Genomic DNA, 21,583 nt, shown 5'->3' with positions numbered 1-21,583 from the left:
ACCCGAGGAGTCCCCGTGCTGACCACTGACATCCCCACTTCCGACATCGACCCGTACACGGACGAGTCGATCCTCGATCCGTACGGCCCGTACCGGGCGCTGCGCGATCTGGGCCCGGTAGTGCGCCTGGACCAGTACCAGGTGCACGCCGTCGCCCGCTACCAGGAGGTCTACGACGCCCTCCACGACCACGAGTCGTTCATCTCCGGCGAAGGCGTCGGCATCACCGAACAGCTCAACAAGGCACAGCACGGCAGCAGCCTCACCAGCGACCCGCCCTACCACGACATGGTGCGCGGTCTGGTCGCCCGGCATCTGACGCCGAAGTCGCTGCGTGAGGTGCAGGCCCACGTCAAGGACTGGGCGGACCGGCTGGTGGACGAGCTGATCGCCCGCGGCGAGTTCGACGCGGTGCGGGACTTCGGTCAGGCTTTCCCGCTGGCGCTCGTGCCGGACCTGCTGGGCTGGCCGGTGGACGAGGGCCGCGAGCGGCTCCTCGACTGGGCCGCGGCCGGCTTCAACGCCTTCGGCCCGCTCAACGAGCGGACCATGGCGGGCTTCCCGCTGCTGCAGGAGATGGGCGAGTTCCTGCACCGCATGTCCGTGCCGGGCAACCTGCGGCCGGGCACCTGGGGTGCCCAGCTGGTCGCCGACGCGCAGGAAGGGAAGATCGCCGATCAGTTGCTGCCCGCCCTGCTCGGTGACTTCCTCGCGCCCTCGATGGACACCTCCGTGAGCGCGCTGTCGAGCCTGCTGTGGCTGTTCGGCTCGCACTCCGGCCAGTGGGAACTGCTGCGCGCCGAACCCACGCTGGCATCGAACGCCTTCAACGAGGTGGTCCGTCTGGAGTCGCCGCTGCGCGGCTTCACCCGGCTGCTCACCGTCGACCGTGAGCTGGGCGGTGTCCCGCTGACCTCGGGCACCCGGGTGCTGCTGCTGTACGGGTCGGCCAACCGCGACGAGCGGCACTGGCAGTCGCCGGAGACCTTCGACATCACCCGGCCCAACGCGGCCGAGCATCTCGGCTTCGGGCACGGCATCCACGGCTGTGTCGGCCAGGCCCTGTCCCGTCTGGAGGGCCACTCGCTGATGGACGCGCTGCTGCGCAAGGTCCGGCGGATCGAGGTCGGGCGTCCGCAGTGGCGGCTGCACAACACCATCCGGGGCATCGAGTCCCTTCCCGTGGTTCTGCACGCCTGACCCGCGGCCGGACCGACGAGGCATCGAACGACTAGGAGCGCAGAGGTATGAAGCTGTCCGTCGACCTTGCCCGGTGCGAGGGCCACGGCCTGTGTGAGGAGGCGGCGCCGGAGCTGTTCCGGCTGGACGACCAGGGGGATCTCGACGTCCTGTTCGACACCGCGGCGGAGCTGCCGGCGGAGCAGCAGGCGGCCGCCGCGAGTGCCGTGCGGGTGTGCCCGATCGGCGCGCTGCGCAGCCGGAGCGAGTGACCGGTGTCGACGCCGACGAGACGACACGCAAAGCGAGGAGGTGAGGGCGATGACATCGCACACCGGTGAGCACGCGCTGGTGCTCGGCGGCAGTCTCGCGGGGCTGCTGACCGCGCGGGTGCTGTCCGACCGGTACGCGCGGGTGACCGTGGTCGACCGCGACGAGCTGCAGGGCACCGCTGCCCGGCGCGGCGTTCCACAGGGCCGGCAGATCCACGGTCTGCAGGCGCGGGGCCTGCGGATCCTGGAGTCGCTGTTCCCCGGTCTGACCGACGGTATGACAGCGGCCGGGGCCCGGGTCAACGACACGGTCGCGGGCGGCGACTGGTACTTCGGCACGCTGTCGGTGCGCAAGGCCCGCAGCGACCTGGTGACACTGGCGGCCAGCCGGCCGTTCCTGGAGGCCTACATCCGGGAACGGGTCCGGGAGCTGCCGGGGGTGGTCATCGCCGACGGCCACGAGGTCACCGGCCTGACGGCCACGCCCGACCGGCGCCGGGTCACCGGAGCGGTGGTGCGCCGGCGTTCGGACGGCAGCGAACAGGAGTTCTCCGCCGACCTGGTGGTCGACGCCATGGGCCGCGGCACCCGCACGCCGGGGTGGCTGACCGAGCTGGGCTACCCGGAGGTCGCCACCGACCGGCTGGAGATCGGCGTGGGCTACGCCACCCGCCAGTACCGGCTGCGGCCGGGCGTCGATCACCACGGCCGGGCGGTCGTGGTGATCGCGTCCCCGGACAATCCGCGGGGCGGGATCTGCGCGCACATCGAGGACGGGCGGATCCAGGTGACGGTCAACGGCATCCTGGGCGACGTCCCGCCCACCGAGCCGGCCGAGTTCGAGGCCTACCTCAAGTCGCTGCCCGTGCCGGACCTCCACGAGCTGACGCAGCTCGCCGAACCACTGGACGACCCGGTCGCCCATCGTTTCCCGGTGAGCATGCGCCGGCGCTACGAGCACATGACGCGGTTCCCGGAGCGGCTGCTGGTCGCCGGGGACGGGGTGTGCAGCTTCAACCCCGTCTACGCCCAGGGCATGACGGTGGCCGCGCTGGGTGCCGAGGTGCTGCGCGAGCACCTGCGCCGCGGCGGCCACCCGGCGCCGCTGCCGTATCTGCGGGACCTGGCCCGGCAGGCGGTCGGTCCGGTGTGGGACACCAACGCCGTCAACGACCTGCGGTTCCCCGGCGTTCCCGGCCGGCGTTCACCGCGCACCCGGTTCATCCAGGCGTACACCGGCCTCGTGCAGCGGGCCGCGTCACGGGACGCCACCGTCAGCCGCACCCTGATCCGGGTGCTGTCGCTGGTGGACCCGGGCACGGCGCTGCTGCGCCCGCGGTTCGTGCTGCGTGTGCTGCGCACTCTGGCCGCGCGGGGTGTGCGGTGAGCGTCCCCCGCCGGCTGGTCGTGGTGGGCGCGTCGCTGGCCGGGCTGCGGGCCGTGGAGGCCGCGCGGACGGCCGGGTTCACCGGCGAGCTGACCCTCGTCGGTGCCGAACCGCACCTGCCCTACGACCGCACCGTGCTCTCCAAGTCCTTCCTCGCGGATCCGGCGGCCGTCGAGCCACCGGTCCCGCACTACCGTGACCCGGCCTCCTACGCCGAAGAGTTGGGCGTACGGCTGCTGCTCGGCACCCCCGCCACCGCGCTGGACGCCGACGCCCGTGCGGTCCACGTCGGCGACACCGCGGTGCCGTACGACCGGCTGGTCATCGCCACCGGGGTACGCGCCCGGCGGATGTCCGGGGCCGTGCCGCCCGCCGGTGTGCACACGCTGCGCACGGTGGACGACGCCCGGGCCCTGCGCCGCGAGCTGCGCACGGCCCGCCGGGTCGTCGTGGTGGGCGCCGGGTTCGTCGGCGCCGAGGTGGCCTCGGCCGCCCGGGAGTGCGGTGCCGAGGTGACGCTGCTGGACGCGGCGACTTCGCCGCTGATCCGCTCGGTCGGTCCCGAACTCGGCTCCCTCCTGGCGCGGTTGCACGCCGACGCGGGCAGCCGGCTGCGATGCGGGGCCCTCGTCGAGCGGGTCGAGGGCGCCGGGCGGGTGGAGCGGGTGGTGCTGAAGGACGGCACCGTGCTGCCGGCCGACCTGGTCGTCTTCGGGATCGGGGCGGATCCGGCCGTCGAGTGGCTGCACGGCAGCGGAGTGGTGCTGGACGACGGCGTGGTGTGCGGCAGCGACCTCGCCACCGGCGTCCCCGGCGTGTACGCGGCCGGCGACGTGCTGCGCTGGCACAATCCGCTGTTCGGCCGGTCCATGCGCCTCGAGCACTGGACCAACGCGGCCGAGCAGGGCGCCCTCGCCGCCCGTAACGCGGTGGGCCCGGAGCGCGAGGAATGCGCGACGGTGCCGTACTTCTGGTCGGACTGGTACGGGGTGCGCATCCAGTTCCTCGGGGTTCCCCAGGCCGAGCGCACCGAGATCATCGGGGATCCCGCCGCACACCGCTTCGTCGCCCTGCTCGGCACGGGCGACCGGCTCACCGGCGTGCTGGCCGTCGACCGGCGCGGCGAGGTCGCCCGGTACCGGCAGTTGCTCCGTGCCCGCGCGACGTGGCGCGAGGCACTGGACCACGCGGCTCGCCGGGAGTCCGGTGGCGCTGACGCGACCGGCGGGAACCGACGCGCAGCGGCGCTGAACGGAGGACGGAAGTGAACGGCACGACAGGTCCGCGGGCGCCGTGGGACACACAGGTCGTCGTGGTGGGCGGGGGGCCGGTCGGTCTGCTGCTCGCCGGTGAACTGCGGCTCGGCGGCGCCGACGTCGTGGTCCTGGAGCGGCTGACCGAACCGTCCCAGGAGTCCAGGGCGACCACCCTGCATGCCCGGACCATGGAACTGTTCGACCAGCGCGGCCTGGTGGAGCGCATCGGCCCGACCCCGCCGCGGGACCCTCGGGGCCACTTCGGCGGCATCCCCATGGATCTGGGCGGCGTCGACAGTCCGTACGCCGGCCAGTGGAAGGTGCCGCAGACCCGCACCCGGGAGGTCCTCCTGGAGTGGGCGACCGGGCTGGGCGCCGATGTCCGGTCCGGGCACGAGCTGGTCGCGCTGGCGCAGGACGAGGACCGGGTGCTGGCCACCGTGCGCACCGCCGACGGGCGCACGCTGCGGATCGGCTCCGCCTACCTGGTCGGCTGCGACGGCGAGGAAAGCGCGGTGCGGCGCCTGGCCGGCTTCGCGTTCCCCGGCGTCGACGCCACCCGGGAGCTGCTGCGCGCGGACGTGGCCGGGATCGACATCCCGGACCGCCGCTTCGAGCGGTTCCCGGACGGGCTGGCCATCGCCGGCCGCCGGCCGGACGGCGTGACCCGGGTCATGGTGCACCGGTTCGGCAGGCCCGCCGTGCGGCGGACCGCCGACCCGGAGTTCGCCGAGGTCGCCGCCGTGTGGCGGGAGGTCACCGGTGAGGACATCGGCGCCGGCACCCCGCTGTGGCTGAACGCCTTCGGCGACGCCCGGCGGCAGGCCGACCGTTACCGCGTCGGCCGGGTCCTGCTCGCCGGGGACGCCGCGCACGTCCAGATGCCCGTCGGCGGCCAGGCCCTCAACCTGGGTCTGCAGGACGCCGCGAACCTGGGCTGGAAGCTCGCCGCCGAGGTGGCCGGCCGGGCGCCCGAGGGGCTGCTCGACACCTACCACGAGGAACGGCACGCCATCGGGCGGCAGGTGCTCGACAACATCGCGGCGCAGTCGGCGGTCCTGCTCGGCGGCGGCGAGGTGACCGACCTGCGCGCCGTCCTCGCCGAGGTCCTGCGCCACGACAGCGCCGTGCGGCAGCTGGCGGGCCGGATCAGCGGCGTGGACCTGCGCACCGCCGGGGCCTTGGGCGAACCCTGGTCCGGTGCCCGGCTGGCACCGGCGGAACTGGTCACCGGCCTCGGCGCGGCCGTCTCCACGGCCGAACTGCTGCGCTCGGGCACCGGTCTGCTGATCGACACCGACCCCGACGCGCCGGGCCACGCGCACCTGCGTGCACAGGCCGCGCTGTGGGCCGACCGGGTCCGGGTCGTCGTGGCCACCGCGGCCCCGGACAGCGAACCGGCGCGGCTCGGCGCCGTCCTGGTGCGTCCCGACGGACACATCGTCTGGGCTCACCCGGAGGGCACCGCGGCCGCCCTCGACGCGCTGCGCCGCTGGTTCGGCGCGCCCCGCGAACTGGGCACCGTGGCCCGCGCGGGAGGACGTACGGCAGCAACGGGCGGTGCGCAGACCGCTCGCCCGGCCGGCACATCGGCACCCGCCCCACTCCCCAGGAGGCAGAAGATGGGAACGCTGGAGAACAAGACGGCCCTGGTGACCGGTTCCAGCCGTGGTATCGGCCGGGCCGTGGCCGAGCGGCTGGCCGCCGAGGGCGCGCTGGTCGTGGTGCACTACGCCCGGAACAAGGAGGCCGCGGAGGACACCGTGACCGGCATCCGGGCCGCCGGCGGCCGTGCCTTCGCGGTCCGCGCGACCCTCGGCGCTGCCGGTGACGTCGACGCCCTCTTCGACGGGATCGAGGAAGGGCTCAAGGAGCACACCGGCGGCGTCGAGCTGGACATCGTCGTCAACAACGCCGGGATCATGGGCGGCGTCTCCCCTGAGGACACCACACCGGAGCTGTTCGACCGGCTCGTGGCGATCAACGCCAGGGCGCCGTTCTTCATCATCCAGCGGGCGCTGCGCACCCTGCGCGACGGCGGCCGGATCATCAACATCACCTCGGGACTCACCCGGTTCGCCAACCCCGAGGAGATCGCGTACGCGATGACCAAGGGCGCCGTCGAGACCCTGGCCCGGCACTACGCCAAGCACCTCGCCGGGCGCGGCATCACCGTCAACAGCGTGGCCCCCGGGGTGACGAACAACGGCGGTGAGATCTTCGACAACCCGCAGGCCGTGCAGTTCATGGCCCAGTTGTCCGCCTTCAACCGGGTGGGCGAGCCGTCGGACATCGCCGACGTGGTCGCCTTCCTCGCCTCCGACTCCTCGCGCTGGATCACGGGCGCCTTCATCGACGCCACCGGCGGCACGCTCCTGTGACCCCGGCCGGCCCACGCTCAACCGACACGTTCACCAGGAGGGGCCCAGCATGGGCAGGACCGCTTTCGTATTCCCCGGTCAGGGCTCGCAGCGGGTCGGCATGGGACTCGACCTCGCCAAGCAGTGGCCGTATCTGATCGACACCTACTACGCGCCCGCCGACGAACTGCTCGGCATGCCGATCTCCACGCTGTGCTTCGAGGGCCCGGCCGAGGCGCTGGCCGACATGCGGGTCACCCAGCCGGCCATGCTGGTGACCAGTGTGGCCGCGCTCGATGTGCTGCGGTCCCACGGGGCCGCGCCGGACGCGGTGGCCGGGCACAGCCTGGGCGAGTTCGCCGCGCTGGTCTGTGCGGGCGTGCTGGACTGGAAGGACGCGCTGCGCGTGGTGCAGGTGCGTGGCGAGCTGATGGCCTCGGTGACGGAATCCGTGCCGGGCCGGATGGCGGCCGTGCTGGGGCTGACGCTGCCTCAGGTGGCGGAGCTGTGCACGCAGGCGGCCGAGGAGACGGGCTGCGTGGTGGAGATCGCGAACCACAACGACCCCACCCAGGTGGTCGTCTCCGGCCAGGTGGAGGGCGTGGACCGGCTCGTGCAGCTGGTGGATTCGGCGGGCGCCAACCGGGTCGTCGTCCTGCGCATCGGCGGCCCGGCGCACTGCAGCCTGATGGGCCGGGTGGCCCCGGAGTTCGCCGCCGCGCTGGACGAGGTGGAGTTCCTGGACCCGGCGGTGCCGCTGTACTCGGGCACGGGGGGCGCCCTGGTCACCAGCGGGGCTCAGGCGAAGGAGTTCCTGCAGGCCCAGCTCACCGGGCAGGTGCTGTGGACGGACGCGGTGCGGCACATGTCGGACGCCGGCGTGGACCGGTTCGTCGAGGTGGGCCAGGGCAAGGCGCTCAGCGGCCTGTGCACGCGGATCGTGCCGGGTGTGGAGACACTGCGCACCACCGACGCGCAGCAGATGAAGACGACCGTGAACGCCCTGGTGCGGTCGACGGCGGCCGAAGGAGTGGTCTGAATGTTCTCCCGGGTGGCGGAACTGCACGCGTTACGAGAACAGGTGCTGCGCGGGCCGAGCGAGCGGGCCACCGAGGCGCAGCGGGCCAAGGGCAAGCTGACCGCCCGTGAGCGGATCGATCTGCTGCTGGACAAGGGCTCGTTCCACGAGGTCGAGTCGCTGCGCCGGCACCGGGCGACCGGGTTCGGCCTGGAGACGAAGAAGCCGTACACCGACGGTGTGATCACCGGCTGGGGCACGGTGGACGGCCGCACGGTGTTCGTCTACGCCCATGACTTCCGGATCTTCGGCGGTGCGCTGGGCGAGGCCCACGCCACCAAGATCCACAAGATCATGGACATGGCCATCGCGGCCGGAGCGCCCCTGGTCTCGCTGAACGACGGCGCCGGCGCCCGGATCCAGGAGGGCGTCTCGGCGCTCGCCGGGTACGGCGGCATCTTCCAGCGCAACACCCGGGCGAGCGGTGTCATCCCGCAGATCTCCGTGATGCTCGGCCCGTGCGCCGGCGGCGCGGCCTACTCCCCCGCGCTGACGGACTTCGTGTTCATGGTGCGGGGCACGTCGCAGATGTTCATCACCGGCCCGGACGTGGTCAAGGCCGTCACGGGCGAGGACATCACGCACGACGGGCTGGGCGGCGCCGATGTGCACGCCGGGAACTCCGGGGTGGCCCACTTCGTCCACGACGACGAGGAGACCTGCCTGGCCGAGGTCCGCTATCTGCTGTCCCTGCTGCCGTCCAACAACCGCGAACTGCCCCCGGTGACCGTGCCGTCGGACTCACGCGAGCGGGTCACCGACGCGCTGCTCGAACTCGTGCCGGAGGACGGCAACCGGCCGTACGACATGCGGGCGGTGATCGAGGAGATCGTCGACGACGGGGAACTGCTCGAGGTCCACGACCGCTGGGCACGCAACATCATCTGCGCGCTGGCCCGGCTCGACGGCCAGGTCGTGGGCATCGTCGCGAACCAGCCGCAGGTACTGGCGGGCGTGCTCGACATCCACGCGTCCGAGAAGGCCGCGCGGTTCGTGCAGCTGTGCGACGCCTTCAACATCCCGATCGTCACGCTGCTGGACGTCCCGGGCTTCCTGCCCGGCGTCGACCAGGAGCACGGCGGCATCATCCGGCACGGCGCCAAGCTCCTGTACGCGTACTGCAACGCGACCACGCCCCGTATCTCCCTGGTGCTGCGCAAGGCATACGGGGGCGCCTACATCGTCATGGACTCGCAGTCCATCGGCGCCGACCTGACCTACGCCTGGCCGACGAACGAGATCGCCGTGATGGGCGCGGAGGGCGCGGCCAACGTCATCTTCCGGCGCCAGATCGCCGAGGCGGACGACCCGGAGGCGGTGCGCGCCCGCCGGGTCAAGGAGTACCGGGCCGAGCTGATGCACCCGTACTACGCCGCCGAGCGCGGGCTGATCGACGAGGTGATCGACCCGTCCGAGACCCGCCGGATCCTGATCGGCTCGCTGCACATGCTGCGTACCAAGCATGCGGAACTGCCGCACCGCAAGCACGGCAATCCGCCGCAGTGAGCACCGCCCGCACACGCGTCCCACCAGCCCCGTGGGCCGTACCGGCCCGCGAACGAGAGGAGTTCACGATGTCGACGGCCGTCGGGGACGTGTTGCGCGTCGAGCGCGGGAACGCCGCCGAGGAGGAGATCGCCGCGGTCCTCGTGGTGCTGCTGGCGCTGGCCGGCGCGGACGGGCCGCAGGAGCAGGCGGACCCGCCCGTCGTCCGCTGGCAGCGGCCCGAACGGCGCACCGCGTTCGGTTCGCCGCGCAGCTGGCGGCACTGAAGGCCGCCCGGCCCTCCTCCGCGGCCCCTTCCCACCCACGTCCTTCCCTTTTGTTCCCAGATCTGTGACGGAGACCCCCATGGCCGAACGCCCCGTCGCGCTGCTGCTCCCCGGTCAGGGTGCGCAGTACCCGCGCATGGCGGTACCGCTGTACCAACGAGAGCCCCGGTTCCGCGTCGCCGTGGACGAGGTGCTGGACCTGATGGGCCCGCAGGGAGCACGGATCCGCGAGGACTGGCTCGGTGACGCGCCGGCACTGCCGGTGGACGACGGGCGGCGGGCCCAGCCGCTGTTGTTCGCCATCGGCTACGGCGTCGGCCGGGTCCTCCAGGACTACGGTGTGCGCCCGGCGGTGCTCCTCGGGCACAGCATCGGCGAACTGGCCGCGGCGGCTCTGGCCGGTGTCTTCGACCTGCCGAGCGCGGCCCGCATCCTGCTGGCCCGCTCGCGGTCGCTGTCGGCCGCGCCCGCCGGCGGCATGCTCGCGGTCGCCGCCGCGCCGGAGCGGATACGGCCCTGGCTCGACGCGGAGGGTGCGCACCGGGGTGTCGCCGTCGGCGCGGTCAACGCGCCCGCGCAGACGATCCTGGCCGGGCCCGAGTCGTCGCTGGTGCGGACCGAGGAGACGCTGCGCACCGCCGGGCTGGTGGCCCGGCGGGTGCGGGCGACCGAGCCGTGGCACTCGCCGGTGCTGCGGGACGCGGCGCTCGCCTTCGAGGAGGCGGTGGCCGCCGAGCCGCTGCATCCGCCGCGGGTGCCGATCCGTTCGGCGCGCACCGGCCGGGCCGTCACCGGACGCGAGGCCGTGGACCCGGCGTTCTGGGCCGGTCAGATGGCCGAGCCGGTGCTGTACTGGGAGGCGCTGTCCAAGTTGCTGGACTCCGGCGACTACACGCTGGTCGAGACGGGACCGGGCATCTCGCTGTCCGCCCCGGCCCGCCGGCACCCGTCCGTGCGCTCCGGCCGCAGCGAGGTGATCTCGATGCTTCCGGGCGAGCGCCAGGACTGCTGGGGCACCTGGCAGGCGGCGCTGGACCGGCTGGCGGAACTCGGTGTGACCAGCGGCCCGGTCGCGGCGCGGGGGTGACGGGCTGTCGGCACGTCCCCACCGTGGGACGCCGGGGGCCGTGTGCGGGCCCGGCCCCCGGGCCACGGCCCGCGGCCGTACCCGGGGCTCCGGCCCGGCCGTACCTCAGTCGTGCTCCGGCCGGCCCTGCTGTTCCGTCCCGCACTCGCCCGCCGGCCCGTCGTCGCCGGCGATCAGGGAGCGGATCACCGGGGCGGCCACCCGGATGATGTCCTCCAGGTCCGGTTCGCTGACGTCCGGGATGCGCAGCAGGTAGCGTCCGCTGGCGATGCCGAACATGATCACCGAGAACAGGCCCGCCCGGACCCGCGCGTCGGGCAGGCCGATGTGCTGGGCGATGGCCTCGGTCGACTGGTCGGTGACCAGGCGGCGCAGCTCTTCCGCCGCGACCTCGCTGGTCATGCTCGTGCGGACCAGGACCGCCATCGGGCTGTCCGGGCTCGCGGCCCACCGGCCGAGCATCGTGCGCAGGTAGTTCTCGGCGCTGCTCACCGGGTCGGGCGTGGTCAGTTCGTCGATCGGGATCTCGAAGTGGACAGCCTCCCTGAACAGTTGGTCCTTGGTGCCGAAGTACTGCATCACGGAGGACTTGTGGGCGTCGGCGGCCTCCGCGATCAGACGGATGGTCGCCCGCTCGTAGCCGTACTCGCCGAAGACTCGGCGTGCCGCGAGGAGGATGCGGCGACGAGTCCGTTCACCCTTGCCGTCAGGCCGCGGCACGACCACCGGGGTGCTCGCCGCCGGATGGTGCTGCGGCGTTTCGTCGACGCTGGGGATCACTGCGCTGCCTCCTTGTCGTGTCATGGTTGCTCAGTCATGCTGCCGTGTCCGGCTACGCCCGCGCTCGCTGCCGCTCGGAGTGTTCCGGCCGGATGGCCCGCGGCCTTCCGGCCGTGACCAGGGCCACCACGGTCACCAGGCCCACGGCGTACAGGGCGGCGACGATGCGGAACGCCGTGCCGTAGCCGTGGGTGAGGGCGTCGGCCGCCCGGTCCAGCAGGTCCTGGTCGTGCCGGGCGAGCGCCCGCAGCAGGGCGTCCGGCGCGTCCGCCGTCCGGTCCTCGGCCGTGGTCGCCGCGATGCCCGGCAGGAAGGCCAGCCCGAGGGCGCCGCCGATCTGGCTCGCGGTGGTGAGGATGCCGGCGCCGATGCCGGTCTCCTGCGGGGCGACACCGCTGAGGATACGGATCGTCAGCGGCACGAAGCACAGCCCGAGTCCGACCGAGGTGAGCAGCATCGCCGGGGCGAGGTGGGTGAGGTACGCCGAGTGCGGCGTCAGGGTGCTGAACCACAGGACACCCAGCGTACTCAGTGCCAGCCCCGGTCCGGTCACGGCGCGGGTGGGCAGCCGGCCCACCAGCCGCGGGGCGAGGAAGCCGCCGGAGACGAACATGCCGAGGCTCAGCGGCAGATAGGCCAGTCCGGTGCGCATCGCCGAGAAGCCGAGGATCTGCTGCATGTACAGGGTGAGGAAGTAGTACATCGCGAACATGCCCGCACCGATGAGCAGCATCGTGGCGTAGCCGCCGCCGCGATTGCGGTCGCGCAGCAGCCGGAGCGGCATCATCGGGTGGTCGCTGCGCGCCTGGACCACGAGGAACAGGACGAGCAGGACGGCGGCGCCGCCGAGCGAGGCGACGGTCACCGGGTCCGCCCAGCCGTCGTCGCCACCCCGGGTGAGTCCGTACACCAGCGAGGTGAGGCCGATCGTGCCGGCGAGCGCGCCGGGTCCGTCGAGTCGGCCGGCGTGCCGGCCCGGGTCGCGCAGCAGCCCGGTGCCCCAGACGACGGCAACACCGACGGGGACGTTGACCAGCAGGACCCAGCGCCAGTCCAGGTAGGCGGTGAGCACGCCGCCGAGCAGCAGGCCCAGCGTGGATCCGACGCCGTTCATCGAGCCGTACACGCCCATGGCCCGGTTGCGCGCGGGGCCTTCGGGGAAGTTCGCCGCGATGAGCGCGACGACGGCCGGGGAGACCAGGGCGCCGCCCAGGCCCTGGGCTGCGCGGGCGGCGATGAGCACGCCCTCGTTCGGTGCGAGGCCGCCCGCCAGGGACGCCAGGGTGAAGACGGCGATGCCCAGGCGGAACAGCCGCAGGCGGCCGTAGATGTCACCGGCGCGTCCGCCGATCAGCAGCAGGCCGCCGAAGGACAGTGCGTATGCGGTGACGATCCAGGCCAGTGCACCACTGCTGACCCCGAGATCGCGCTGAACGCTGGGCAGCGCGATGTTCATGATCGTGCCGTCCAGAATGATCATGACTTGGGCCGTGGCGAGGACGGCCAGGACTAAGCCCCGGCCGCTCGGCTGCCCGGTCGCCGCCTCGGCGGCCGCGGGTCGGTCGTCCACGGACATGGCTCCTCCAACTCCTCCGGTGGGGGCCGCTCCCAGCCCCAGCGGGGGGATCCCCCGGGACCACACGGGAGCAAAAAAATGTACGCCCGATCATAAATGACCGCTTGTACTTTTTCCAGGGAAGGTGTCACATGACCACAGGCATCCACGACCCCGCCGGCTCCGCCCTCGGCTCCCCCTCGACCCCGGTCGGAGTGTGGACCGGCACGGCCGACCACGACGGGCAGACCGACCCGTTCACGATCTCCTTCCTGCCCGACGGGACCGTCACACTGGTCACCCCGATCAGCCGCGGCCGGGGTACCTGGCGGCCGACCGACCGGGGCTTCGCCTACTCGTTCATCGAGACCCTCGACCCGGCCGTCACCGGCATGGCCGGATACGTCCGCGTCAGCGTCGACGCCCTGCGCGAGGGCGGCTCCTACACCGGCTCCGGCCCCGCCACGGTGCACTCCGCGGACGGTGCCGTCGTCCACCTCACCTCCTTCGACACCGTCGCGTCGCTGGACAGCCCGGAGGGACGCGACCTGCTGGCCGAGCAGCCCGAACCCGCTCCCACGGAGCCGGCCGCCTGGCCGCCGGCGCCGGTGCGTGACGCGGCGGTGCTGGCCGCGGCGCAGGCCGGCTCGGCCGACACCGGACGGCGCGTGGCCCCGGAGGTGATCGAGGCCCTGACCACCGCCGGGTTCGCCCGCTGGTTGGTACCGAGCGAGCGGGGCGGCGACCCCCGCGGCTACGCCGAACTCGTGCGCTCGGTCGCGACGCTGGGCGCCGAATGCGCCTCCACCGCCTGGCTGGCCTCGCTGTTCGCGTTCGCCGCCCGGTACGTCGCCTGCCTGCCCGAGAAGGCGCAGGCCGAGGTCTGGGGGGACGGCCCCGACGCCCGGGTGTGCGTGGTCAACAAGCCGCTCGGCAAGGCCTCCCGGACCGAGGACGGCTGGCGGCTGTCCGGCGAGTGGACGTTCGTCAGCGGCGTCGAGTTCGCCGACTGGGCGCTGCTCGCCGGTCCCGCCCCCGCCGGTCCGCCCGGAAAGGGCGGCGAGCCGCTGCGGTTCTTCCTCGTGCCCCGTGCGGACTTCACCTACCGCGACACCTGGGACTCGCTCGGCATGCGGGGCACCGGCAGCCACACGGTCGTCCTGGACGACGTGCTGGTTCCGGAGCACCGCACCTGCCTGCGGGAGGACGCCATGAAGGGCCGCGTGGTCGGCGTGGCCACTCCGCCGCCGCCCACCATGGCGGTCAACGGCCTGACCTTCGTGGCCCCGGCGCTCGGCGCCGCGCTGGGCGCGCTGCGTGCCGCCGCCCCGGCCACCACCGTCCCCGCGACCGGTCCGCGCGAGGCGTCCGGACAGGCCTACCAGATCGGGTACGCGCGCGCCGCCGGCCTGATCGACGCGGCCCAGCTGCTGCTGATCCGGGTCGCCGAGGTCGCCGACACCGGACGGCTCAACCCCGTGCTCGTCCGCCGCAGCCGCCGTGACGCGGCGCACGCCCTGGAACTCCTCGTGGAGGCGGTGGACCTGCTGCTGCGCGCCGGGGGCACCCGCGCGCAGGACGCCCGGCACCCGCTGCAGCGGTTCTGGCGCGACGTCCACTCGGTGGCGAGCCACGCCGTCGTGCAGTTCGAGCCCGCCGGACTGGACTACACGCGCGGCCTGGCCGGCTGACGCCACCGGCCACGCCGCGGCGACGCCCGCGACGACACCGACCCAAGACACCGACCTCAGAGACCGACGAACTCGAACGGGAGAACACCTTGATACTGGTCACCGGCGCCACCGGACACGTCGGACGCCCCCTGGTCGACCTCCTGGTCAAGGGCGGGGTGAGCGTGCGCGCCCTGACCCGGAACCCGGAGCGGGCCCGGCTGCCCGAGGGGGTGGAAGTGGCGCGCACCGACGAGCTGCCCATGAAGGGCGTCGACGCGGTCTTCTTCGTACTCGCCGCGTTCCCCGACGGCCCCGCCGAGGTGATCCGCCAGGCTCAGGAGCACGGCGTGCGACGCATCGTCGCCCTGTCCTCCTACTCGGCGCGCGACAACGACCCGAAGAACTCCATCGCGGTGCGCCATCGCGATCTGGAACGGCAGATCGAGGCGTCCGGCCTGGAGTGGACCGCCCTGCAGCCGGCCGGCGGCCTGGCGGTGACCGCGCTGGAGTGGAGCCATCAGATCCGCACCACCCAGGTGGCCCGCGGCCCGTTCGGCCGGGCCCACTCGGCGCCGGTGCACGAGCGGGACATCGCCGAACTGGCGGCCCGCGCCCTGCTCACCGACGAACTGCTCGGCGCCAAGCCGATGTTCAGCGGCCCGGAGTCGATCACCTACGCGGACCGGGCCCGGCTCATCGGTGAGGCGATCGGCAAGCCGGTGCGGTTCGAGGAGATCAGCCACGACGAGACCCGCAAGGAGATGGCCGAGGCGGGCATCCCGCCGGCCGCCGTCGAGGCCCGGCTGCGCATGTTCGCGGCTCTGGTCGACCGGCCGCACGAGATCTCGCCGATCGAGCCGTTCCTCGGCCGGCCCGCCCGCAGCTTCGCCGAGTGGGCGGCCGACCACGTGGCCGACTTCACCTGATCGTCCCCGCCGGTACGCCCCGCCGTGGAAAGGCTGATGATGTGGTACGACCCCGTGCGGCTGGCCGTCCTGGTCGGCAGCGGCAGGCCGGGAAGGAGCGGCACCGCCGTCGCCCGCTGGTTCGCCGAGACGGCGCGCCGGTGTGACGGTGTGGAGACGGACGTCGTCGACCTCGCCGAGCACCCCCTGCCCGCCGAGCCGGTCCCGGTGCCGCCGCCGGAGGTCCGCGAGGTCCTCGCGGGTCTGACCCCGCGGCTGGACCGCGCGGACATGTTCGTCGTGGTCACGCCCGAGTACAACCGTTCGTTCCCGGCCACGCTGAAGACCGCGATCGACTGGCACGACAGTGAGTGGCAGGCCAAGCCGGTGGGCTTCGTCTCCTACGGCGGCCGCTCCGGCGGACTGCGGGCGGTCGAGCAACTGCGCCAGGTGTTCGGTGAGTTGCACGCGGTGCCGGTGCGGGACACGGTCAGCTTCCACGGCGTGGGCCGGCTCTTCGACAGCGACGGGCAGCCCACCGACCCGGCCGGCAGCACCGCGGCAGCCGAGCAGCTCGTCGCCCAGCTGGTCTGGTGGGCCCGCGTGTTGCGGGAGGGCCGCGTCCACCATCCCTACCCGCACGGGGCCCGCCCTCCCGTCGTGTCCGCCGCGGGCCGGCCGGCGTGAGGGCGCACGGGCCACCACGGATGTCCATCCCCACCTTCACCCGAGGAGGGTTCTGACCATGTCGTCGCCGTCCGTCGGTGTCCGCGGCCAGACGGCGCATGCCGCCGCCGCGCACCGGTTCCCCATCACGGTGCGGGAGATCGTCCTGGAGTCCGGAGGGCTCCGGCTGTCCGGTCTGCTGGCCGAGCCCCGCCGGGCGGTGCCGCGCGCCGTCGTCATCGCCGTGCACGGCGGCGGCATGCGCGCCGGCTACTTCCACCAGACGGCCGCACCCGGCCTGTCGCTGCTCACCCTCGGAGCGGAACTCGGCCTGACCGTCCTCGCCGTGGACCGGCCGGGCTACGGCCTCTCGGCCGCGCAGCTGCCCGAGGGGCTGCCGCTGGTGGAGCAGGCGGCCGTGCTGAGCCGGGCGCTGGCCGGTTTCCTCGACTCCCGGCCCGGCGGGGCGCGCCCGTTCGTCCTCGCGCACTCCTACGGCGGCAAGGTGGCCCTGACCCTCGCGGCCCGGCACCACGAACTGCCGCTGGCGGGGCTGGCGGTGTCGGGCTGCGGCCATCGGTTCACCGAGGAGCCGGACGCAGCCGGGGCCGCGCAGTGGCGGCGCCGGCTGCGTGCCAACAACTGGGGTCCGCTGGGGCTCTATCCCCCGCGCACCTTCACGCTGGCGCAGTCCCTGAGCAGCGCGATGCCTCCGCGTGAGGCGGCCGAACTGCCCGCCTGGCCCGGGACTCTGGAGCGGCTGGCCCCCGAGGTGCGGATTCCCGTCCGGTTCACCTTCGCCGAGCACGAGCAGCGGTGGCGGCACGATCCGCCGGCGCTGGCCGAGCTGGGCGGCCTGCTGCTCCACGCGCCCGTCACCGTCGACCGGCAGCCGGACGCCGGCCACAACATCAGCCTCGGCTGGGCCGCCCGGTCCTACCACCTGAGGATGCTCGCCTTCCTGGAGGAATGCCTCCTGCACCGGGCCGTCGGCTGAGGCGACCGCGGAATTCCCGCGGTGTTCCCGGGGATGCGCGCCGCGGATCGATCACCAGATGACACCGACAGGCTCACGGCTTTTTTCCCGGCATGGAAAAAGGCGCTGTGCGTGACGGGCAATGAATCCGCCGTCACGCACACCGCGATTTCCCGCATCCTGTTTCCCCGTACGGCCCGACGGAGGACGGACCGTACGGGGATGTGTCAGGCGAAGTCGGCGACGTGGTGCTCGACCCACTGCGCGTACGTGTGCGCGGGGCGGCCGGTCACGTCCTCGACCGTGGGCAGCACCTCGGCGGTGACGCCCTGCCAGGAGGCGAGCTGGTTCAGCAGGAACTCGGCGCCGTCCTGCGGCATGTGCCGGACGAGGTGGCTCAGGGCCGCCTCACGGGACAGCTCCTCGAACGCCACCGGCTTGCCGAGCACCTCTCCGATGATCCGGACGCGGTCGATCTGGGTCAGGGACTCGGGGCCGGTGAGGCTGTGGACGCTGCCGTCCTCCGGCGCCAGCAGCGAGGCGGTCGCGACCGCGGCGATGTCCCGCTCGTCGACGGGGGCCGCCGCCGCCGTGCCGTACGCCGTGCGCACCACGCCCGCCTCCCGGATCTGCGGTGCCCAGCCCCGGTCGTTGAGCATGAAGAGGCCGGCCCGGACGAAGCTGCGCGGGATGCCGGACCCCGTCACCGCGTCCTCGCACTCCTGGTGCACCTGCCCGATGAAGCCCGGCTCGTCGAACTCGACGGCCGAGGAGGACAGCATGGCGATGTGGTCCACACCGGACTCCTTGGCAACCTCCAGGAACCCGGCCAGCTGCCCGAAGACGGGGAACAGGAAAGCCCGGTCCACGCCCTTCAGTGCGGGCGGCAGGCTCTTCGGGTCCGCGATGTCGCCGGCGACCACCTCCACCTCTGCGGGAAGTCTGGCCTGGTCCGGGTTGCGCGTGAGGGCCCGGACCGGCTGGCCCGCCTCCAGCAACTGCAGCACGACTTGACGACCGACATTTCCGGTGGCTCCGGTGACGAGGATCATGAACTCACTTACCAAGAGACGGGGTGGGGGGCGGGACGGTCGACGCGGACGGAGCCGGCGACGCTCCCGAATCGTTGACCTGACCAACGTAACATATTCGTGGGCCTGACCAACAGATTTCCCGAGCCCGCTGGTACGGTGGTGCGGTGACCATGAAGGCGATCTCCCACGCTCCGGCCCGGCTGCGGGCCATGCCCAGCTGGCTCGTGACCCAGATCGCCCTCCACACGGCCCGCCTGGTCTCGCAGGCGCTGGCCTCCGTCGACGCCCGTCGCTACCACTTCGCGCTCCTGGCGTCGCTCGACGAGTTCGGCCCGCTGAGCCAGGCGGAACTCGGCCGACGCTGCGGGATCGACCGCAGCTACATCGTGGAGGCGGTCAACGAACTCGTGGGCGGCGGCTTCGTGGTGCGCGACGTGGACGCCACGGACCGCAGACGCAACACCATCACCATCACCCCGGCCGGCGTACGGCAGCTGAAGCGCATCGAGCACGCCCTGACCGAGGCCCAGGACAGCCTCCTGGCCCCGCTGGAGCCCGGCGAGCGGGGGCAGCTGACGGCCCTCCTCGATCGCGTGCTCGAACACCGGCTGACTCCCGGCGACTGAAGCCCCGCCGGCCGGGCCGCCTCCGTTCGCTTCCGCACAGCCGGGTGCCGCGCCCGCGACTGTCAAATTTCCGTGAACTGCGCCACCGCTGTGCGTCAAGGCCTCATCCAGTTCTCCCGCACATGCCGACAAGCCGGTGCTGCCCACGGAAAGCCTTGTACCGCTCCTCGTCAGGTCCCCGCAGGCAGCGCATTCGACGGCGATTCGACGGGCAGCATGGTCGACGGGACGGAAACCCCGTCGAAAAGGAGTCACAAATGCGGCAGCCGAACACCGGGCGCGAAATGGAAGGACGGGTGCACTGCCCGAATCTCCGCTGCGTGAAAACCCGGCGGCGGACGTCGGCCGGGACCGGCGGCGGAACACCGAGAACACGGCTGTGCGCCGACTGCACGGGCCGGCTGGCCCGTTCGCTGGTGGCACTTCCCGGCGTCTACGAGGAGTGCGGACGCGTCCTCGACGGCTCCCGCACCCGGCGCTGGGAGGAGCGCACGTCCAGCCGGACGATGCCCGGCATGCCGCTCAACACGGCGGCCGTGGAGGCACGCACGGCGATCACTCGCGTGCTCGCCTCGTGGAGCGGTCTGGTGGCCGAGCAGCGCGGCACCGTCACACCGCGGCGCGAGGTTCCCGCCCTCGCGGGCTTCCTGTTGCGTCACCTGGACTGGCTTTCCGGCCATCAGGCCGTCGTCGACCTCGCCGAGGAGGTGGCGGGACTGATGCGCACGGCGGCCCGTGTGGTGGACACGCCGCCCGAGCGGAGGATGCCGGTCGGCGGGTGCCCGGTGGCCGGGTGCGGCGGCACCCTGGTGGCCCGGACCGCGCGGGACTCGGGGACGGCTCCGGAGGTGGTCTGCACCGCAGCCCCCGGTCATCGCTGGGCACTTCACGAGTGGCTCCCGAAGGACGCCGGTCAGCCGCCGGCCCCGGAGCACGCGGACGACGACACGCCGAGTGCCGCCGCGGCCGCCACCTCCTTGTGGCTGTCCGCGACGGACATAGCGCAGCTGTGGCAGGCGCCCCGCGGCACCGTGTACCGACTGGCGAGCGAGAAGGGCTGGCGCCGCCGGAACCGGGCGGGCCGGACCTTCTACCACGCGGGCGACGCCCAGCGTTCCCTGTCCGAACGCGGCCGTCGCGCCGCACCGTAGAAGCTGCGGATCAGCCCACGCGGGCCGGCGGCACGACGTGCGTACCGGTCCGGTGGTGCCCCATCTGCAGGGCGCTGTCCGAAGGTTCCGGACCGGTGGGCGGCTCGGCGACACACTCACCGAACCGGAATCCCACCCCCCGGACGGTCACGATCCAGTCGTTCGAACCCAGTTTGGTCCGCAGGCTGTTGACATGCGTGTCGATCGTCCGGCCCCGGGTCCAGCTGTCGTTCCAGACATGCGACATCAGCTCCTTACGGGTGAGGACGACGCCGGGCCGGGAGGCGAGCGTGAGCAGCAGGTCGAACTCCTTGCGGGTCAGCTTGATCGGTTTGCCGGCGAGCCAGGCCGCGCGGGACGACTGGTCGATGCGCAGCGGCCCGTAGGCGATGATGCCGGAGGGCCTGTGCCGCACGCCGCTGCGCCGCGTGACGGCCTCGATCCGCGCCACCAGCTCGTGGATGCCGCAGCCGCGGTCGACGCAGTCGTCCGCTCCCGCCTTCAGACCGAGGACCCGTTCGAGTTCGTCGCCCTGCTCGGTCACCGCGATCATGGGCGTGTCGCTGACCTTCCGGATCGCCCGGCAGACCTCGAGCCCGTCCGCATCGGTCATGCCGAGGTCGAGGAAGACGAAATCCGCCTGGGTGTGCATGGCCAGCGCCTGCTGCGCCGAACGCGCCATGAGGATTTTGTGCCCATAGCGCTTCAGTGTTCCTATACTGAGTAAAGGGTCGCCGTCACCTGTCACAAAGAGCACGCGCATATTCACCTCTCGTTTTCCCACCCTGAACTGCAACAGAAATTGTTGCCTAAATCAAATGTGGCTGCACGAAGTGGATACTTCGAAATTACAGGGACCTCTTGGAAAACGAACGGCACAGACATGGATACACCGCTCCCCCTTCGGTATCGCAATCCGGCGGTTCGACATCCACGCCGATCAGTAACTCACCGACTCCTGTGAACGCATCACCAGTCTTAGGACGTAGCGCTGTCATTTCAATGCTGAAATGACGATTTGGCCGAAACGAGGACTTGCCTTCCCGCCGAGGATGTCCGAATCGCCCCCTGATGTGACGCCAAAATGAGGGCTTTCTCGAGCGGAATCCGTGCCTCCGGTGGTCACGTTTCGGCTCAGCTGGTTATTTCAAGAGCGCAATCAGGACACGTCCTGGCACCCTTGACGGACCCTGGACCGAGCGAAGAGAATGAGCAACATCATGGAGTAGGTGTATCTGTCACCGTGAATTCAGCGGCCCCGCAACCCGGCTCACTCGGCGATGCGGTCGCACGTGGCCGGCGGCCCGAACTATTGGCTCCCCCGCCCAACACCCCGGCGCTACACCGGCCGTTACACAGGTCCGGTGAATACCAGCCACCCGTCCCGGTGGGTGCTTTTCACAGCCGTACGTCGACCGGCGCGGCGTGCCGGCAGTACGGCGACCGAGTGTCGACGCGCCCGGGGAGCGAGCGGCGTGACGCCATGAGTGGCCGCTTCGGAGACATTCTTCACACGGACGAACCGGAGGAGCACGGAGGAGCGATGAACCCTGTTGTTGAACACGAAGGCCGTCCCCGCGTCGACGCCCCGCAGCCGGCGGTGGTGGCCGCTCCCCCGCTCCTGCTCGCCGGCGACGACGAGCAGGAGTTCGAGGACCACATCGTGCGCGGCATCGACTGATCGTCAATCCCCGTGCCCTCTCCCCACTTGAAACAGAATCAAGGAGTCACCGTGCGCAAGGTGCTCATCGCCAACCGTGGCGAAATCGCTGTCCGCGTGGCCCGGGCCTGTCGGGACGCGGGTATCGCGAGCGTGGCCGTCTACG

General features: G+C 72.3%; 21 protein-coding genes. 17 read left to right on the top strand and 4 right to left on the bottom strand.

Features of this window, described 5'->3' with window-relative positions; translation table 11 throughout:
* Window positions 1-15: 15 nt before the first annotated feature.
* The 9 genes from ACZ5CW_RS08640 (at window position 16) to ACZ5CW_RS08600 (ending at window position 10,391) form a co-directional block, all read left to right on the top strand.
* Entirely contained in the window at window positions 16-1,200 is a 1,185-nt protein-coding gene (locus ACZ5CW_RS08640; protein WP_468599548.1) for a cytochrome P450, read from the top strand.
* A 47-nt stretch (window positions 1,201-1,247) separates the two neighbouring features.
* On the top strand, window positions 1,248-1,451 hold the full coding sequence (locus ACZ5CW_RS08635) for a ferredoxin (protein ID WP_468599547.1): 204 nt from the start codon (window positions 1,248-1,250) through the stop codon (window positions 1,449-1,451).
* 49 nt (window positions 1,452-1,500) lie between these two features.
* The gene (locus ACZ5CW_RS08630) at window positions 1,501-2,838 is read left to right on the top strand and encodes an FAD-dependent oxidoreductase (protein ID WP_468599546.1); all 1,338 of its coding nucleotides are present in this window, start codon (window positions 1,501-1,503) and stop codon (window positions 2,836-2,838) included.
* Window positions 2,835-4,106: an NAD(P)/FAD-dependent oxidoreductase gene (locus ACZ5CW_RS08625; protein ID WP_468599545.1), complete on the top strand. Its 1,272-nt coding sequence runs from the start codon at window positions 2,835-2,837 to the stop codon at window positions 4,104-4,106. The genes ACZ5CW_RS08630 and ACZ5CW_RS08625 overlap by 4 nt, the downstream gene beginning before the upstream one ends.
* Window positions 4,103-6,475 carry an SDR family oxidoreductase gene (locus tag ACZ5CW_RS08620; RefSeq protein WP_468599544.1) on the top strand — a complete coding sequence of 791 codons (2,373 nt, stop codon included), beginning with the start codon at window positions 4,103-4,105 and terminating at the stop codon, window positions 6,473-6,475. Before ACZ5CW_RS08625 ends, ACZ5CW_RS08620 begins: the two co-directional genes overlap by 4 nt.
* A gap of 49 nt (window positions 6,476-6,524) precedes the next feature.
* Window positions 6,525-7,493, top strand: a complete 969-nt coding sequence (gene fabD / locus ACZ5CW_RS08615; protein WP_468599543.1) for an ACP S-malonyltransferase — start codon at window positions 6,525-6,527, stop codon at window positions 7,491-7,493.
* Window positions 7,494-9,038, top strand: coding sequence for an acyl-CoA carboxylase subunit beta (locus ACZ5CW_RS08610; protein WP_468599542.1), 1,545 nt, complete (start codon window positions 7,494-7,496; stop codon window positions 9,036-9,038).
* A 68-nt stretch (window positions 9,039-9,106) separates the two neighbouring features.
* Window positions 9,107-9,304 carry an acyl-CoA carboxylase epsilon subunit gene (locus ACZ5CW_RS08605; protein ID WP_468599541.1) on the top strand — a complete coding sequence of 66 codons (198 nt, stop codon included), beginning with the start codon at window positions 9,107-9,109 and terminating at the stop codon, window positions 9,302-9,304.
* 79 nt (window positions 9,305-9,383) lie between these two features.
* Window positions 9,384-10,391, top strand: a complete 1,008-nt coding sequence (locus tag ACZ5CW_RS08600) for an acyltransferase domain-containing protein (RefSeq protein ID WP_468599540.1) — start codon at window positions 9,384-9,386, stop codon at window positions 10,389-10,391.
* A gap of 105 nt (window positions 10,392-10,496) precedes the next feature.
* Here the strand turns inward: ACZ5CW_RS08600 and ACZ5CW_RS08595 are convergent, their stop codons facing one another.
* Window positions 10,497-11,171 carry a TetR/AcrR family transcriptional regulator gene (locus ACZ5CW_RS08595; protein ID WP_468599539.1) on the bottom strand — a complete coding sequence of 225 codons (675 nt, stop codon included), beginning with the start codon at window positions 11,169-11,171 and terminating at the stop codon, window positions 10,497-10,499.
* A gap of 52 nt (window positions 11,172-11,223) precedes the next feature.
* A complete protein-coding gene (locus ACZ5CW_RS08590) occupies window positions 11,224-12,747 on the bottom strand; it encodes an MFS transporter (protein WP_468599538.1) in 1,524 nt (507 codons plus the stop codon).
* A 131-nt stretch (window positions 12,748-12,878) separates the two neighbouring features.
* Between ACZ5CW_RS08590 and ACZ5CW_RS08585 the strand changes: the two genes are divergently transcribed.
* The 4 genes from ACZ5CW_RS08585 to ACZ5CW_RS08570 all read left to right on the top strand — a co-directional run bounded on the left by ACZ5CW_RS08585 (window position 12,879) and on the right by ACZ5CW_RS08570 (window position 16,967).
* Window positions 12,879-14,417 carry an acyl-CoA dehydrogenase family protein gene (locus ACZ5CW_RS08585; protein WP_468599537.1) on the top strand — a complete coding sequence of 513 codons (1,539 nt, stop codon included), beginning with the start codon at window positions 12,879-12,881 and terminating at the stop codon, window positions 14,415-14,417.
* Window positions 14,418-14,506: 89 nt separating this feature from the next.
* On the top strand, window positions 14,507-15,325 hold the full coding sequence (locus ACZ5CW_RS08580; RefSeq protein WP_468599536.1) for an NAD(P)H-binding protein: 819 nt from the start codon (window positions 14,507-14,509) through the stop codon (window positions 15,323-15,325).
* A 36-nt stretch (window positions 15,326-15,361) separates the two neighbouring features.
* Window positions 15,362-15,991 carry an NADPH-dependent FMN reductase gene (locus tag ACZ5CW_RS08575; RefSeq protein WP_468599535.1) on the top strand — a complete coding sequence of 210 codons (630 nt, stop codon included), beginning with the start codon at window positions 15,362-15,364 and terminating at the stop codon, window positions 15,989-15,991.
* A gap of 58 nt (window positions 15,992-16,049) precedes the next feature.
* Window positions 16,050-16,967, top strand: coding sequence for an alpha/beta hydrolase (locus ACZ5CW_RS08570; RefSeq protein ID WP_468599534.1), 918 nt, complete (start codon window positions 16,050-16,052; stop codon window positions 16,965-16,967).
* A 206-nt stretch (window positions 16,968-17,173) separates the two neighbouring features.
* Here ACZ5CW_RS08570 and ACZ5CW_RS08565 read toward each other — a convergent pair whose 3' ends face one another.
* Window positions 17,174-17,998 carry an NmrA family NAD(P)-binding protein gene (locus ACZ5CW_RS08565; protein WP_468599533.1) on the bottom strand — a complete coding sequence of 275 codons (825 nt, stop codon included), beginning with the start codon at window positions 17,996-17,998 and terminating at the stop codon, window positions 17,174-17,176.
* 152 nt (window positions 17,999-18,150) lie between these two features.
* Here ACZ5CW_RS08565 and ACZ5CW_RS08560 point away from each other — a divergent pair, with 152 nt between their 5' ends.
* Both ACZ5CW_RS08560 and ACZ5CW_RS08555 read left to right on the top strand, forming a co-directional pair.
* Window positions 18,151-18,606 (top strand): MarR family winged helix-turn-helix transcriptional regulator, encoded by a 456-nt coding sequence (locus tag ACZ5CW_RS08560; protein WP_468599841.1) that lies wholly within the window; start codon window positions 18,151-18,153, stop codon window positions 18,604-18,606.
* 257 nt (window positions 18,607-18,863) lie between these two features.
* Entirely contained in the window at window positions 18,864-19,757 is an 894-nt protein-coding gene (locus ACZ5CW_RS08555; RefSeq protein ID WP_468599532.1) for a hypothetical protein, read from the top strand.
* A gap of 10 nt (window positions 19,758-19,767) precedes the next feature.
* Here the strand turns inward: ACZ5CW_RS08555 and ACZ5CW_RS08550 are convergent, their stop codons facing one another.
* Complete coding sequence (locus ACZ5CW_RS08550) at window positions 19,768-20,520, bottom strand: response regulator transcription factor (RefSeq protein ID WP_468599531.1); 753 nt, start codon at window positions 20,518-20,520, stop codon at window positions 19,768-19,770.
* A gap of 780 nt (window positions 20,521-21,300) precedes the next feature.
* On the opposite strand from ACZ5CW_RS08550, the gene ACZ5CW_RS08545 reads away from it, so the two are divergent.
* Window positions 21,301-21,438: a surface protein gene (locus ACZ5CW_RS08545; RefSeq protein ID WP_468599530.1), complete on the top strand. Its 138-nt coding sequence runs from the start codon at window positions 21,301-21,303 to the stop codon at window positions 21,436-21,438.
* 51 nt (window positions 21,439-21,489) lie between these two features.
* Window positions 21,490-21,583, top strand: a 94-nt coding sequence (locus ACZ5CW_RS08540; RefSeq protein WP_280842533.1) for a biotin carboxylase N-terminal domain-containing protein, incomplete at its 3' end; no start/stop codon positions are given.

It is taken from the genome of Streptomyces sp. NPDC031379, assembly GCF_055569615.1.
This window is presented reverse-complemented; position numbering and strand designations above follow the sequence as displayed.